The sequence below is a fragment of the Pseudoalteromonas sp. JSTW genome, assembly GCF_013423925.1.
Classification (GTDB): Bacteria; Pseudomonadota; Gammaproteobacteria; order Enterobacterales; family Alteromonadaceae; genus Pseudoalteromonas; species Pseudoalteromonas lipolytica.
This window is the reverse complement of sequence record NZ_CP058973.1, coordinates 212,889-228,195: the sequence shown is the minus strand read 5'-3', so window position 1 is coordinate 228,195 and position 15,307 is coordinate 212,889. Positions and strand designations below refer to the sequence as shown.

Sequence of the window (15,307 nt, the reverse complement as noted above, 5' to 3'; positions counted from 1 at the left end):
AGCCTATTTTAAGTAAGAGAAAATTATGTATTTAAGAAATTTTATGCGCTACGCATTGTCGTGCGTATGCTTTATATATGTCACAAACAGTTTTGCGTCAGAGCAACTGCATGACCATCAAGAAAATGCACAAACACCACACATTAACGAAGTAACCTTAACGCCACAGCAACAGCAATTAGCGAATATTAAGGTTGAACGCCTTGAACTCAAAACACACAGCCAAACCGTGTATGCACCGGGTGAAGTTAAAGCCAATGGCTATGCCAGTTATGTGGTTGCCCCTCGTGTTGATTCTATTGTTGTAAAACGCCACGCTTTACTGGGACAGCATGTTAATAAAGGTGATCCCTTGGTAACCTTGTTTAGTGGAGAGGTGGCAAGCCGACAAACCGAATTTAGGTTAGCCGAAGCTGAGTGGCAGCGGGTGAGTAAAATGACCCGTGGTACGGTGAGCGAAAAGCAGCTGCTTACTGCAAAAGCAGAGTGCGAAGTGGCATACAGTCGCCTTGTCGCGTTTGGATTGTCTAAACACGCAATAGAACAAACACTGACTATCTCGCCTGAAAAACTCGGTGAATATACCTTATTTGCACTTACTTCGGGTGCTGTACTCACCGATAATTTTTCACAAGGTCAACGTGTCGATTCAGGTATTGAATTAATGCTAATTGCAGATGAATCTGCGCTGTGGGTAGAAGCGCAACTTTCCTCAAATCAAGACCGCACGATTGCCAATGGCTCTGTTGCAACGATGCAGGTAAATGGAAACCGTTACCACGCTAAAGTTATTCAAGAGGCGCACACTATTGATGAGCAAACACGCTCACGGACAGTGCGGCTTGAAGTGAAAAATACCCAGCACAGCTTACACCCGGGCATGTTTGCAGATGTGTATTTTCACTTTACAACAGAGCAAGCTGTGCTTGCGGTTCCCGAAAACGCGTTAACACGCAGTGCCGATGGTGATTGGCAAGTTTTTGTGGTTGATGATGATGGTGGGTTTATTGCCAAAGAGGTGAGCGTAGGTCGAAATTTAGCACAATACCGTGAAATATCAGGTATCGAGCAAGGGGTTAACGTTGTTACTCAAGGCGCATTCTTTGTTGCTTCACAGCTCGCAAAAGGCGGGTTTGATCCGCATAACCATTAGAGGTGCCGCATGTTTAATTTATTAATCGAGTCGGTGATAAAAAACCGTTTCATCGTGCTATTAGCTTTACTTGCGGCCATTGCTCTGGGTGCATTAATGGTTCCAAAACTGAACTTAGATGCGTTTCCTGATGTGACAAATGTGCAGGTAGCTGTTAACACCGAAGCTCCTGGTCTTGGAGCGGAAGAAGTCGAGCAACTTATCACATACCCAATAGAAGCGGTAATGTACGCACTACCTGACGTTGAACAAGTGCGATCGATTTCAAAAACAGGTTTGTCGGGCGTGACGGTGGTGTTTAAAGAAGGCGTTGATATCTATTTTGCGCGGCAGTTAGTGTTTGAGCGCTTACAATCTGCTAAAGAGCTAATCCCTAACGGACTTGGCATGCCTACCATGGGGCCTAATACCTCTGGTCTTGGGCAAGTTTATCAATACTTACTTGAAGCAAAGCCCGATGCTGACATTGATAGCATGGCGCTGCGAAGCCTAAATGACTGGGTGGTTAAATTATTACTATTACCCATAGATGGTGTTACTGATATTTTATCGTTTGGTGGCGAAGTAAAACAGTATCACGTTAACCTCAACCCTAACAAATTACTTGCCTATGACCTAAGCCAACAAGATGTAAGCAATGCATTGCAAGCAAACAACAGGAATGTTGGCGGTTGGTATATGAACCGCGGTCAAGAGCAATTAGTTATTCGTGGCACTGGCTGGTTTTCGACCGGTGATAAAGGCCTGAGTGAAATTGCGCAAACCCCCATCAAAACGATTGATGGCACCGTAATTAAAGTCACTGATGTTGCAGACGTACAGCTTGGGAGTGAAATACGCCAAGGGGCAGTAACCTTATCGACTCGCGATGAAAATGGTGATGTTGTTAACCGAGGCGAAGTTGTAACTGGCGTGGTATTAAAAAGGATTGGTGCAAATACGAAGCAGACCATCGATGGTATTAACGAGCGTATTACAATGATCAACCGCGCGCTGCCTGAGGGCGTCAAATTCACGCCTATTTATAACCAAGCGGCACTTATTAGCCACGCGGTACAAACCGTTATAGATGCATTATTACTTGCATTTGTATTTATAATCATAGTGTTAGCGCTATTCTTGTTAGACTTAAGAGCAACATTCTTGGTTTTGCTGTCCATTCCAATTTCAATCGGCTTAGCGCTCAGTATTATGGCTTGGTTAGGGCTGTCGGCCAATTTAATGTCATTGGGTGGCATTGCTGTGGCTATTGGTATGCTGGTAGATGGCTCTGTTGTTATGGTTGAAAACATTTTTCGTCATCTAGGGCTAAAACATAATCAGGGTAAATCAAGCCGTGAGCTGGTTGCTGTTGCAGCAAAAGAAGTTGCTCGGCCAGTTTTCTTTGCGTCATTGATTATTTTAACGGTATTTTTGCCTTTATTCAGCTTTGAAGGCGTCGAGGCAAAGCTGTTCCAGCCTATGGCCGTCAGTATCATGTTAGCGATAGTAAGTGCCATGATTGTTGCCTTAGTCGTTGTGCCTGCGCTAAGCGTCTACTTATTTGCTAAAGGTGTGACAGTTAAACACAGTAAGCTGCTACAACCCATTGAAAAGTTGTATCAACGAGCGTTACGACAGGCGTTACAAGCAAAACGGTTGGTGCTTGCTATTGCTGCCGTGTTATTGGTTACAGCCGCTATTTTACTTCCAAGGTTGGGGACTGAGTTTGTGCCCGAACTTGAAGAAGGTACGATTAATTTGCGGGTAACGCTTGCACCATCAGCCAGTCTTGAAACGGCAATCTCAGTGGCACCTAAACTGGAAGCCATGTTACTTGAATTTGCAGAAGTCGATTATGCACTTAGTCGGATTGGTCGAGCAGAAGTCGGTGGCGATCCTGAACCTGTTAACAACATAGAGATATACATTGGTCTTAAATCTCGCGAGCAATGGATAAATGCTAAAACACGTGTTGAACTCCAGCAGTTAATGGAAGAAAAACTTGAGCAGTTTCCTGGGCTCTTATTTAACTTTTCGCAACCCATCGCCACCCGTGTTGATGAACTTTTATCGGGTGTAAAAGCACAGTTAGCAATCAAGTTGTTTGGTAGTGATTTAGCGGTGTTAAGTGAAAAAGGTCAGCAAATTGAGCAGCTAGTTAAGCAAATACCCGGTGCTAAAGATGTGGCCATGGAGCAAATGGGCGGTGAGGCACAGTTAATTGTGAAACCTAACCGCTTAGCGTTATCGCGTTTTGGATTATCGGTTACTGATTTAATGGAGGTTGTACAGCACGGAATTGGTGGACAAAGTGCAGGGCAAATTATCAATGCTAACGAGCGTTACGATATCTATGTTCGCATAGCAGAAAATTACCGGCAGAACCCGCGTGTAATTGCAGACCTTCGTTTACAAACCCCTTCGGGGGCGATTGTGAGAGTAGGTGATGTGGCTCAGGTAGCGATTGAATCGGGAGCATCCCAAGTACGCCGTGATGATGTACAAAGGCGCGTAGTTGTACAAGCGAATGTGCAAGGACGTGATATGGGATCTGTTGTTGCTGACATTCGCGCAATAATAGAGGATAAATTACAGCTACCGAGTGGTTACAGTGTTGCTATAGGTGGTCAGTTTGAAAACCAACAACGGGCACAGCAACGTTTAATGATTGTTGTGCCAGCGGCATTGTTACTGATTGCGCTATTACTTTATTTTGCATTTGGCAATGTATCGCAAGTATTACTTATTTTAGTGAATGTCCCTTTAGCGGTAATAGGGGGGATTGTGGCTCTGTTTGTATCTGGGCAATATTTGTCGGTACCAAGCTCTGTTGGTTTTATTACTTTGTTTGGTGTTGCGGTATTGAATGGTGTGGTCATGGTAGAAAGTATTAATCATCGCCTTAAGGGCAAAGACGAAGTAGATGACGCGGTGTTTGATGGGGCAACCTCAAGGTTACGACCAGTGTTAATGACCGCATTAACTTCAATGTTAGGGCTTATACCCATGCTATTGAGCACGGGAATAGGGGCTGAAATACAAAAGCCACTGGCAACAGTGATTGTTGGCGGTTTGGTCAGCGCAACATTTTTGACCTTATTTGTCCTACCTGTTCTTTATAAGTCGATGAGTAATAAATAACTGCCTAAGTGGCTTATTTACAGAGGGGCGTAATCGCCCCTTTTTTAGTACTGAGTAATTCTGTAAAGGGCGTTTACACAACACGTAAGCCCTTATAAACTGGGCGCTATAATAATGAAGTAACATATGGAACAGACCGTGAGCAATAAAATTTCAATTCGTCCTGCAGTACCGAGCGACGCAGCAACTATCCTACATTTCATCAATGAACTAGCTATCTACGAAAAAGAACCAGATGCAGTAAAGACTGATGAGAATGCTATTTTAAAAACTTTATTTAGTGAAGGTGCAACCGCTCACAGTGTTATTTGTTTAGAAGGTGACACAGCCATTGGTTTTGCCGTTTATTTTTATAATTATTCTACGTGGCTTGGTAAAAACGGTTTGTATTTAGAAGACTTATATGTCAGTGCTGATAGCCGTGGTAAAGGTGCAGGTAAAAAAATTATGCAATACCTTGCGAAACAAGCGCTAGAAAAAGACTGCGGTCGATTTGAGTGGGTAGTACTTGATTGGAATAAACCCGCGATTGATTTTTATGACAGCATTGGCGCTAAACCACAAAATGAATGGATTATTTATCGACTAACAGGGCAAGAGTTGATCGATTTTGCGAATCAGTAATATCACCAAATCACACAAATAATAAATATAAATCATTTGCATTTAGCGTTTTGTCTGTGTAGTTTTAATACACAGGTTTTAAGTGCAGGTGATTTTTATGACACACACAACACATCTCTCAGCCTTAGGTGCTCCAGTTATTGATGATGCATTAGCACCTTGGCAAAACGCTATTTATAACGGGAATCTGGCTTTTGAGTCTGGCGAATTAATCATTGCTCGCGATCACTACACGCAGGCAAGTGGTTGTGCAGAAACATTACTCACGCAATTTGCGAACTTACCACTAACCCCCACGGTTATTGACACATTAGAGCATTGTATTGCGGCCTTTGTAGTGGCGACTTTAAACCTTGCAGATACCTTTAAAGTTATGCAAAAACCTGAGCAAGCCTGTAGTTGGCTTTGCTATGCTCATCAACGGCTTAGTCATCTTTTAATGCACCCAGAGCAGCAAGTTCGCATACACGTATTACATCATCATCACAAAACGTATTTTGAGTTGGTGAAGTTTGCGAAAATGTCATCGGCATTTCCAACCCTCATCAATCGTATAAATCAGCTGTTAGCTGAGCATCCCCACAAAACGCAGTTATTACATTAACGATAAGGAATCAGTATGCCTTTTACATTACCCGATTTAGCTTATGACTATGATGCACTCGAGCCTAATATTGATGCAAAAACTATGGAAATCCATCATACATTGCACCACCAAACTTATATTAATAAGGCGAATGCTGCCTTAGAAGGGAGTCATTATAGCGAGCAAGATGCCGAAACACTGTTGCGAACGATTGCTACAATGCCCGAGTTATTACAAGAGGCGGTGCAAGAGCATGTTGGCGGGCACCATAATCACTCATTATTTTGGCAAGTAATGACACCGAATGGGGTAGGCAAACCAAGCGGTGAATTACATACAGCGATCGTTGAAGCATTTGGCAGTTTTGATGAGTTTAAAGAGCAGTTTACTGATGCCGCTGTCAGCCGCTTTGGAAGTGGCTGGGCATGGCTATGTGTTGACGAAAATAATCAACTCGTTGTTGAAAGTAGTTTAAATCAAGACAGCCCGCTGATGCATAACCATACGCCGATTTTGGCTCTCGATGTGTGGGAGCATGCCTATTACTTAAAATATCAAAACCGCCGACCAGAATACATCGCTGCATTTTATAAAGTGATTAATTGGCCCGAAGTTGAGCGACGTTATTTAGCAGCGATTAAATAGTTAAGGTCCGAAACTGGCTAGTCAAAAAAATATATTCGGTTAAGCTATCGGTATTAGCTGATTACGAGAATCATTATGACTAGCCAACAATGGCGTACAGCAAGGCAAAGCCGTGATGCCCGATTTGATGGGGTATTTTTTGTCGCGGTAAAAAGTACCGGTATATATTGTCGGCCAATTTGTCCAGCACCGACAGCGCAAGAGAAAAATGTTGAATACTATCAGTACGCGCATTTAGCGGCACAGGATGGGTTTCGCCCTTGTATTCGGTGTCGACCTGATAGTGCACCGAATAGTCCCGCGTGGTTAGGAACTAAAACCACGGCGCTCAGAGCAAAGCAACTTATTGACAAAGGCGAGGCATATGATTGTGAAGTGCTGGCCGATAGATTAGGTGTGTCGAGTCGTTATTTGCGTCGTTTGTTTAATCAGCACTTTGGTCTTTCAATCACACAATATCGCTTATTCAATCAGTGCAATTTTGCTAAGCAGCTGTTACAAGAAACTGATTTATCGGTTGCTGACATCGCTTTTGCATCTGGTTTTAATAGTATTCGCCGTTTTAACGACGCATTTTTAAAGCAGCTTAATATTGCACCATCAAAATTGCGAAAAACCGATAAAAAACCAAGTGCAACGTTAAATTTAACTTTGGCGTTTCGTCCACCTTATAACTGGCAGGCTTTACATGGGTTTTTACAGCGCCGCTTAATTAAAGGTCTCGAATGGCTTAGCGAAACAAGCTATGGGCGCACATTTAAAGACTCGCATTGCCAAGGGCAATTTACTGCTCAATTTGTTGAACAAAAAAATCATTTTAAAGTCACGATAGATATTGATAACACCCGCTATTTACAACAAGTGATCCATAACATTCGTCGTGTACTTGATTTAGATGCTGATACGCACACTATTGAAGCCCATTTAAATGCCGAACTTAATAATGCCATGCCATTGACACAAGGCTTACGCTTGCCGGGTATTTGGTCAGATTTTGAAGCGGGTATTCGCGCAGTCTTGGGTCAACAAGTGAGTGTGACTGCTGCGCACAACTTGGTAACTAAGCTGGTCGCTGAGTTTAATCAAGCGTGTGATACCGTGTTTTTTCCATCTCCAGAATGGCTTGCCAATTCAGAATTGAGCTTTTTTAAAATGCCTCAATCACGCAAAGACGCTTTAAACCGGTTAAGTGAGTATTGTCATCAACATCCTGATAATCAAGAGCTTGATAATTGGCTGTCACTAAAAGGGATTGGCCCATGGACAGTTAATTACGCTAAGCTGCGAGGTCAAAGTAACCCTGATATTTTACTTGCCGGTGACTTAGGCATTAAAAAGGCTTTAGCAGAGGTCGGTGAATTTGATAGTGAGCGCTGTGCACCTTTCCGTTCTTATTTAACATTTCAACTATGGCAACAATTATGAAAACGCAACAAGTTATTATGCCAAGCCCACTTGGCGATATTACCATTCAAAGCTCCTCAAAGGGCGTCAGTTATGTAGGTTTTTATCCTGTTGTTGCCATGCAAACTGAAACCGTTAACGAGCATACACTAACCCCGATTTTAATATGCATGAGCGAGCTTAACGAATACTTCAAGGGCGAACGTACACATTTTAGTGTGCCGCTTGACACACAAGGGACGGCGTTTCAGCAATCAGTGTGGCGTGCGCTAATGGGGGTTGAATTTGGTAAAACCAAGAGTTACCTAGATATAGCACAGGCTATTAATAACCCAAAAGCGGTGCGTGCAGTGGGCGCAGCCAATGGGAAGAACCCAATTAGTATCATAGTGCCATGTCATCGGGTAATTGGAGCAAGCGGAAAGTTAACGGGGTATGCTGGTGGACTAGACCGTAAAGAATGGCTACTTAAACACGAAGGAATTTTGTAAAAATCCTGTTTTTACTTCTACACTGTTATTAGTTGACTAAATTCGTAGTTTATTATGGCAGTGACGTTGTTTTTTATTAGATTTTTACTTGTTCTTTTTATCGTACTTTCTCTGCATTGTCAGGCAAAAAGTAGTGCGCCATTGCCCCTGACCTTATGTTATGCGGACCACACGCAAGCACCTCTGTTTGTTGGTGCTAAACATGAAATACCCCTTGTTGAACCTACGGCGCAATTAGCGGCGCTTGCTAAACTTGATAATGCACTTGAATCCGTGACTTTTAAGTTTGTAAAAATGCCATGGTCGCAGTGCATTACAGCGATTAAGCAGGGTCGAGTCGATGCATTTATAGCGGGATTTAGTCCACAAAAATCCCGTTATGCTGTATTTCCGGTTACTGATAAAGGTGTACCGATTGCTAAATTTGCCTTTGCAAGAATGAGCCAATGCTTAATTGGAAGTCGTCGCTTTCATACCAAATGGCAATCTCGTGAAGTGTTACAATCAAAGGCATTTTCTTTGGCCGTTGCAAATGGGCTTTTTGTGGGAGAAGCGGCCAGCGAAGAGGCGTTTTTTATTGAACACACGTTTACTCAGCAGCAGGCTATAGAGCGTGTATCAGAGGGGCGAGCCGATGCGGCTTTAGTGCTCTGCCAAATCGAAAATAATAAACTTGATTTATCGGTATACCATCGACAGAAGCTGGCACCTGTCTATCCGCCTTTAAATACGGTGACAGCGTACTTGGCTTTTTCAAATGAGTTTTATGTTAAGCATCAGAATGAGGCGGTTGTTATTTGGCAGCAACTTTTAAAGCAGAATATCCCATTGACCTTTGCAAAACAGATGCAAAACTCCCCTCATTTAGAGATGAGCAGCTACGGCGCAAAAGAGTAAGGTAATAGATGATGTTATTGCACGATTAGGGTAGCATATTGCGACTTTAAATTTTGGGCAACATCATGGCACAGCTGTACTTTTATTATTCTGCAATGAATGCGGGTAAATCAACCACACTTTTACAATCGGCTTTTAACTACCGCGAACGTGGAATGGAACCAGTGATTTTAACCGCTGCGATTGATGACAGAGCGGGCGTTGGCAAAGTATCGTCACGGATAGGTTTACAAGCTGATGCACATATTTTTGATGCCGACAAAGATGTATTTGAGCTAATCAAATCGTTGAACGATCAGAAAAAGCGTCATTGTATTTTAGTTGATGAGTGTCAGTTTTTATCTAAATTGCAAGTGATGCAATTAACCGATGTGGTCGATGAACTGGGCATTCCTGTTCTTTGTTATGGTCTTCGTAATGATTTTAGAGGTGAGTTATTTAGTGGCTCGCAGTATCTTTTAGCGTGGGCGGATAAGCTTATTGAGCTAAAAACCGTATGCCATTGCGGTCGTAAAGCAAACCACGTTTTACGCACCGATGAGCAAGGCAATGCGATTGCTGATGGTAATCAAGTTGAAATTGGCGGCAACGACCGATATGTATCGGTGTGCCGCAAACATTATAAAGCCGCGTTAAATCTCTGCCGCTAAAGCATCAATAAAGCAGTTAATATCGTGCTTAGTGACCCCTAAATGCGTCACTAAGCGAAGTGGTTTGCCTGCTGAAAAAAGTATATTTTTCTCTTTTAGCTTATTAGCAACAGCTTTTAAATCAATAGCTTCATCGACATTTGCGTACACAATGTTGGTATCGATTTGAAAAGGTGTGGTATCAAAGCCTGATAATGAATTTAATTTTTCAGCGAGATAAGCCGCATTATCGTGATCGTCACTTAGTCGGGTGACATGATTCTCAAGCGCATATTGCCCCGCTGCGGCAAGCATACCCGCTTGGCGCATACCACCACCAAGCACTTTACGCCAGCGGCGAGCTTTATCAATGAGTGCTTTGTTACCCAATAATAATGAACCCACAGGGGCGCCTAATCCTTTTGATAGACAAATAGACACTGAATCAAAGTATTGGGTGATTTCAGTAATATCGACACCTAACTTAACTGCTGCGTTATACACACGCGCACCATCAAGGTGAAGTGCAAGGTTGTGTTTATTAACACATTCTCTTGCTTGTTCAAGGTAACTTAATGGCAGTACTTTGCCTCCAATGGTGTTTTCAAGGCTGAGTAGTTTCGTTTTTGCAAAGTGAAAGTCATCCGCTTTAATAGCTGCAACCACCTTGTTTAAATCAATGGTGCCATCGGCGTTATTTTCAATCGGTTGTGGTTGAATCGACCCAAGTACGGCGGCACCGCCACCTTCAAACTTATAGTTATGTGCTTGTTGGCCACAAATGTACTCATCACCACGTTCGCAATGCGCCATTAAAGCAAGTAAATTTGCTTGCGTACCAGAGCTGCAAAAAAGCGCACTTTCGAACCCATGTCGCTCAGCAGCAACGTGTTCTAATTGGTTAACGCTTGGGTCATCACCGTAAACATCATCACCAACGGCAGCATTATTCATAATTGCACGCATATCGGCTGTAGGTTGAGTGACTGTGTCTGAACGAAAGTCGATCATGTTATTACCCTTATACAAGTTGGTTAAGAATGGCTTCGCGGTCTGCTTGGTCAAAGTAACTCCAAGCGATAAAGCGGCTTATTTTTTGGCCTTGTGCCATTTTTATTGTTTTAACGTCTTTGACATCAAGCGATGCGAGTTGTTTTTTGAGTTGTGGGAGTGTTTCTGACTTTGATACTAAAGACGTAAACCAAATACACTGCTCACTGAACTCTTGGCTTTCGGTGATCATTTTACTGATGAACTCGCGTTCGCCACCTTCACACCAAAGTTCGTTTTCTCTGCCCCCAAAGTTGAGTTCTTTTTTAGGGGTTTTATTTAAATTTTTCCACTTACGCTGTGAACCTGTTTGTGCCTGCTGTTCATTGGCATGAAATGGCGGGTTACATAAGGTTAAGTGGAACACATCTTTATCAGTGATAACGCCTGTAAACATTTTATTGCTGTTATCTTGTTGCTTTACTGATATTTTTAAACGGTTAAATTGCGCAATTTGCTTGGCAATTTTAACGGATAAGGTATCGATATCAGACCCTGTAAAATGCCAGCCATACTCATGTTGACCAATTAACGGGTAGATCAAATTTGCACCTGTGCCAATATCCAGCACTTTAACTTGCTTACCTGTAGGGATTTTACCTTGGTTATCACTGGCTAATAAGTCTGCTAGATGATGAATGTAATCAACTCGACCGGGTACAGGAGGACACAGATAATTGTCGGGCAAATCCCAAAAATCAATTTTGTATTGGCTTTTTAATAATGCTTGATTAAGGGTTTTCACTGCCATTGCATCTGAAAAATCGAGAGTCTCACTGCCGGTTGGGCTTTGTGTTATAAACTGAGAAAGAGCCGGAGTATCTTTACATAATAAAGTAAAGTCGTAGCCATTGAGGTGGCGATTTCGCGGATGCATTAAATAAACCTATCTGTTAGCAATGTTCAGTACAGATTGTATCAAATTAATCATTACAAAGTGTTGTTTTTAGGTTTTTTTAAACAGGCAGGGTGGTCAGAAATTTTATTGGTTTCTGTTAGCATAAAATGACTAAAAACCAATTTTCATGCATTTAACTTTCTAATTTTAAGCGTTAACTGAATTAACAAAGGTAAGCTAAGTGATAAAGTCATGTGTGTTCTTAAATGCAGTTTATCTGTTTGATAATCGAGGCAAAGTAATCTTTTCATTAATACGAGTCATAAAACGGCTATGAATAACAATTAAAAGCTGGTAAATTTTAATTTCAACTAACTGAAAAGTAATAAAAATAATGATAAAAAAATACTTAAAGGAATGGGTATAACGCTCTTAGTTATAATTTGCTTGTTTGTAATCCTAGCGGTTTGGACTTCATTTAAAGCGTCAGGATATAAAGAAACAGCGATACCTTATTTAACCCCGGCATTAACTGAAATATCTAAATGGGACGCACAAACATTAAAAAGTTACATGACCCCAACCTCAATTGAGGGTGTTTCAGATGACGACTTGTCAAAAATTATTCGAGCTTTTTCGAAATTAGGCGATTTGAAAGAACTCGGTGAGTATCAATTTATTAATGTCAGCACTAAAGCTGTAACAGGCGATGGATCAGGTACTTTTGTTACTTATAAAATCCCAGCTTCTTTTGAAAATGGTGAAGCACAAATAACAGTGACTTTAAAAGAAGAGGGTGAATCGTTTTCCATTTATCATTTCAATATAAATTCAATGGCAATGATTGAATGATAATTAAAGGTAAACTTTAACCGCTGCGAGTAATTAAAACTTGCGGCTGGTTTGTGCAGAGGGAAAGTGAATTGTTTGCTTGTCCCTTTATGTGTAATATTTAGGTACTAATGTATTGAGTGATCATTTTCAAAGGAGTGTTTATGTCTAAATTTAAAAAAGTTCTTATAGCCTTGGTAATATTGGTAGGGCTTGGGGCCATCGCTAAACAATATAATGAGCAAAATCACATGGAAATGGCCATAGAGCAATGTGGCGACAAAGACAGTATCGCACGGGTGGACTCTAAGGGTTTCGAGTGTAAAAAAACATAGCAAGGAAATCACTTTTCACAGTTGGTTTTCATCCTGAGCTGCATGTTTAGCCAACTGTGAAAAAAACGATAATAAGGGAGTTGTCAATGTCCGCTTATCGTCTTTAAGCATGCAACTCAACTCAACTCAATTTCATTTGGTTCATTCCGTTATATTTTTATTAAAACTCCCGCTCTTACGTTTACAAAGTCTTGTTGTATTTAAGGGCTACTTACTTGATCACATCATGCTTGCTTTGCTAGTAATACTGACGTAACGTATTGCTGGTACGATGAGTTTATAATAATAAAAAAGGTCAACCGTGACATTAAAACAACAGTCTGTATTTATAAAATTAGCTGAAAATCAAACCCTCCATATGCGCCGTATTTGTAAAACTGATGCAACCGGGCCTGCGGTGTTTTTTATGCATGGTGCAGTCGAGAATGGCAAAATTTTTTACACTCACAGCAATAAAGGTTTGGCACCGTTTTTAGCTGAACAGGGTTATGTGTGCTACGTGGCTGATTTACGGGGCCGTGGTGAAAGTAAACCTGCAATATCAAAATATGCGAGCTACGGGCAAACCGAAGCCATATTAGAAGACATCCCCGCTTTTTTAGCAAAAATAGAACAACTTGAAGGTGCACCCGCACGTTATTGGGTTGCCCATTCATGGGGTGGGGTATTAATGAATAGCGTATTTGCGCGCTTTCCTAATCTAATTAATGATGTAAGGGCTTGTGCGTATTTTGGATCAAAGCGCACGCTTTATAATCATCACCCAAGCAAATATATCCAAGGTAATTTAATTTGGTATGGTTTAGCACCTTTAATGGCGAGAAAACACGGGTTTGTGCCTGCTAAAAAATTGAAATGGGGAAGTGACGATGAAACGCGTAAGTCCCATTATCAAAGTATGCAATGGGCTAAGCGCAAGCCCTGGGTAGACTCAGATGACGGCTTTGACTATGCAAAAGCGCTGCAAGATATAGCTCTGCCCCCTATTTTTCATGTGGCGGGTATAAAAGATAAGGCGCTTTGCCAACCGATTGACATTGAAAAGTTCATGGCTGAGTCAGGTGTAGGTGTGCAAACAATGACGATTTACGGTCGAAAATATGGTCACAAGGTGAATTATGACCATATTAATATGCTTACTCACCCTGAGGCGCGCCACGATCAGTTTGCTGATCTTCTTGAGTGGTTTTCGGCTCATTCACAAGGCGATTCATAGCCGTTTCGTAACGCTTATATTTATCTTTAGCTTTGTCAGTTAATGGTTGTCTGACTGCTGCTTTACTCAGTGTTGCGACTGGCTTATTCGACTTGTAAAACTCTAAAAAGCGATTGCTGTACTTAACGCCTAAAAATTCACACAGAGCACTCAACGTTTGTTCAGGTTCTGTGACGAGTTGCTCATATTGTAAGTCAAAAAGTGCATCGGGCATTACGCTATGCCAGTGCGATATAAGTTGCTGATATAAATCGTAATACTGCTTAAATTCAGTCAATGAGCAAAAGTAGGGCTCATTTTCTGCAAAGTAATTACTAAATACTGACCACGCAACAGCCTGATAATCACGTTGTATATTTATAAATTTTGCGTTTGGAAATAATAGATAGATTAATCCAAGTGATTGATAATTTGCTGGCAGCTTATTGATCATATACGGGTGTACATGGGGAGATTGCTTTAATCTTTCTATATAGATATTGCGCGCCGTACTGATCAGCTTTTGATCCAGTTTAGATAGGCACTCGGGGTAAGGTAATTGAGTTTGCTGCTCAATATACGCTACAACCTGATTGCTGATACTGGCATCTTCTCCTAGGCTTGCAAAACTTTCGTGACTAACTAGCATTTGTTCAAGCAAAGTAGAGCCACTTCGTGGCATGCCGATAATAAAAACAGGGGTGATCGTGCCCGTAAAACGTTTATCGCGTGAATCAATTAACGTTGCATCACTTTGGCTGATGATTTGCTGATAAAAAGGGGCGAGTTCATTGGTTTTAAACGTAGTCAGTTGTGACTGCAGTTTATTAGCGAGGGTAAAGTAATTAAATGCTTGCTCGGTATCATCTAATAAATCATAGCTTTTACCTAATGCGTAGTAGCAGACCATTTTTAAACGTAAGTTATTGGTGAGTGTTAAAAAGTGATGCAGCTCATTGAGGTAGTTTTGCTCGTGATTAAAGCGAGAAAATTGCACAAGCTCAAAAAGTATATAGGCCTTAACTGGGTAATCACCCATGGCGAGCGCTTGTTGTAAAATACCATAGGCTTTGTCGAGTTCACCATAGGTTAAATAGTGTTGAGCTAAAAAGTAGTGAGGCTCTGGGTTATGACTTGCGATTGATTTTGCATATTCAAGCACAGTAAGCGCATCTTGAGGTGAATGCACGCCATTAAACGCATCGGCAAGTGCATGCAACGGTTCAAGCAGATAGGGCAGCCTTTCACACGCGCGCTGCAACAGATATACAGCAGCATCATAGCGCTCTAATCGAAGTGCGATTCTGCCTAAACCAAACAATGCTTCACCATTTTCAGGGTTCGCATCTAACAAGGCTTTAAAATGAAACTCAGCTTCTTTTAGTTTGTTTTCAGCAAGTAATTGATTGGCTTTTTCTAGCAGCATAGCATCGATAAGAATTTATTATTTTTATTCACTATAAAACTAAAAAGGCGAAATGTCTTTCGCCTTTTTAAATCACTATA

General features: G+C 41.5%; 15 protein-coding genes. 12 read left to right on the top strand and 3 right to left on the bottom strand.

Going from position 1 to position 15,307, the window contains the following annotated elements:
• The first annotated feature begins 25 nt into the window (after nt 1–25).
• The 9 genes from GZH31_RS17330 to GZH31_RS17290 all read left to right on the top strand — a co-directional run bounded on the left by GZH31_RS17330 (nt 26) and on the right by GZH31_RS17290 (nt 9,573).
• Complete coding sequence (locus GZH31_RS17330) at nt 26–1,153, top strand: efflux RND transporter periplasmic adaptor subunit (RefSeq protein WP_180311863.1); 1,128 nt, start codon at nt 26–28, stop codon at nt 1,151–1,153.
• 9 nt (nt 1,154–1,162) lie between these two features.
• Entirely contained in the window at nt 1,163–4,276 is a 3,114-nt protein-coding gene (locus GZH31_RS17325; RefSeq protein WP_180311862.1) for an efflux RND transporter permease subunit, read from the top strand.
• 138 nt (nt 4,277–4,414) lie between these two features.
• Nucleotides 4,415–4,900: a GNAT family N-acetyltransferase gene (locus GZH31_RS17320; RefSeq protein WP_074989172.1), complete on the top strand. Its 486-nt coding sequence runs from the start codon at nt 4,415–4,417 to the stop codon at nt 4,898–4,900.
• 97 nt (nt 4,901–4,997) lie between these two features.
• Nucleotides 4,998–5,504, top strand: coding sequence for a hypothetical protein (locus tag GZH31_RS17315; RefSeq protein WP_074989110.1), 507 nt, complete (start codon nt 4,998–5,000; stop codon nt 5,502–5,504).
• 15 nt (nt 5,505–5,519) lie between these two features.
• Nucleotides 5,520–6,131: a superoxide dismutase gene (locus GZH31_RS17310; RefSeq protein WP_074989111.1), complete on the top strand. Its 612-nt coding sequence runs from the start codon at nt 5,520–5,522 to the stop codon at nt 6,129–6,131.
• Nucleotides 6,132–6,206: 75 nt separating this feature from the next.
• Nucleotides 6,207–7,556 carry a DNA-3-methyladenine glycosylase 2 family protein gene (locus tag GZH31_RS17305; protein WP_074989112.1) on the top strand — a complete coding sequence of 450 codons (1,350 nt, stop codon included), beginning with the start codon at nt 6,207–6,209 and terminating at the stop codon, nt 7,554–7,556.
• Nucleotides 7,553–8,026: a methylated-DNA--[protein]-cysteine S-methyltransferase gene (locus GZH31_RS17300; protein ID WP_118844936.1), complete on the top strand. Its 474-nt coding sequence runs from the start codon at nt 7,553–7,555 to the stop codon at nt 8,024–8,026. Before GZH31_RS17305 ends, GZH31_RS17300 begins: the two co-directional genes overlap by 4 nt.
• A gap of 66 nt (nt 8,027–8,092) precedes the next feature.
• Nucleotides 8,093–8,923, top strand: coding sequence for a transporter substrate-binding domain-containing protein (locus GZH31_RS17295; RefSeq protein WP_162898068.1), 831 nt, complete (start codon nt 8,093–8,095; stop codon nt 8,921–8,923).
• Between the two features lie 65 nt (nt 8,924–8,988).
• Nucleotides 8,989–9,573, top strand: coding sequence for a thymidine kinase (locus GZH31_RS17290; RefSeq protein ID WP_065979110.1), 585 nt, complete (start codon nt 8,989–8,991; stop codon nt 9,571–9,573).
• On the opposite strand, the gene ltaE is transcribed toward GZH31_RS17290, so the two are convergent.
• Nucleotides 9,556–10,563 (bottom strand): low-specificity L-threonine aldolase, encoded by a 1,008-nt coding sequence (gene ltaE, locus GZH31_RS17285; protein ID WP_065979111.1) that lies wholly within the window; start codon nt 10,561–10,563, stop codon nt 9,556–9,558. The genes GZH31_RS17290 and ltaE overlap by 18 nt on opposite strands.
• A gap of 10 nt (nt 10,564–10,573) precedes the next feature.
• Nucleotides 10,574–11,479 carry a 23S rRNA (adenine(1618)-N(6))-methyltransferase RlmF gene (gene rlmF, locus GZH31_RS17280; RefSeq protein ID WP_065979112.1) on the bottom strand — a complete coding sequence of 302 codons (906 nt, stop codon included), beginning with the start codon at nt 11,477–11,479 and terminating at the stop codon, nt 10,574–10,576.
• A gap of 408 nt (nt 11,480–11,887) precedes the next feature.
• Between rlmF and GZH31_RS17275 the strand changes: the two genes are divergently transcribed.
• From GZH31_RS17275 to GZH31_RS17265, 3 genes are all read left to right on the top strand, one after another.
• Nucleotides 11,888–12,292 (top strand): hypothetical protein, encoded by a 405-nt coding sequence (locus tag GZH31_RS17275; RefSeq protein WP_065979113.1) that lies wholly within the window; start codon nt 11,888–11,890, stop codon nt 12,290–12,292.
• A 143-nt stretch (nt 12,293–12,435) separates the two neighbouring features.
• Entirely contained in the window at nt 12,436–12,606 is a 171-nt protein-coding gene (locus GZH31_RS17270) for a hypothetical protein (protein WP_155950861.1), read from the top strand.
• A 301-nt stretch (nt 12,607–12,907) separates the two neighbouring features.
• A complete protein-coding gene (locus GZH31_RS17265; RefSeq protein ID WP_036972821.1) occupies nt 12,908–13,822 on the top strand; it encodes an alpha/beta fold hydrolase in 915 nt (304 codons plus the stop codon).
• On the opposite strand, the gene GZH31_RS17260 is transcribed toward GZH31_RS17265, so the two are convergent.
• Entirely contained in the window at nt 13,743–15,227 is a 1,485-nt protein-coding gene (locus GZH31_RS17260) for a sulfotransferase (protein WP_118844940.1), read from the bottom strand. The genes GZH31_RS17265 and GZH31_RS17260 overlap by 80 nt on opposite strands.
• Between the last annotated feature and the right edge of the window lie 80 nt (nt 15,228–15,307).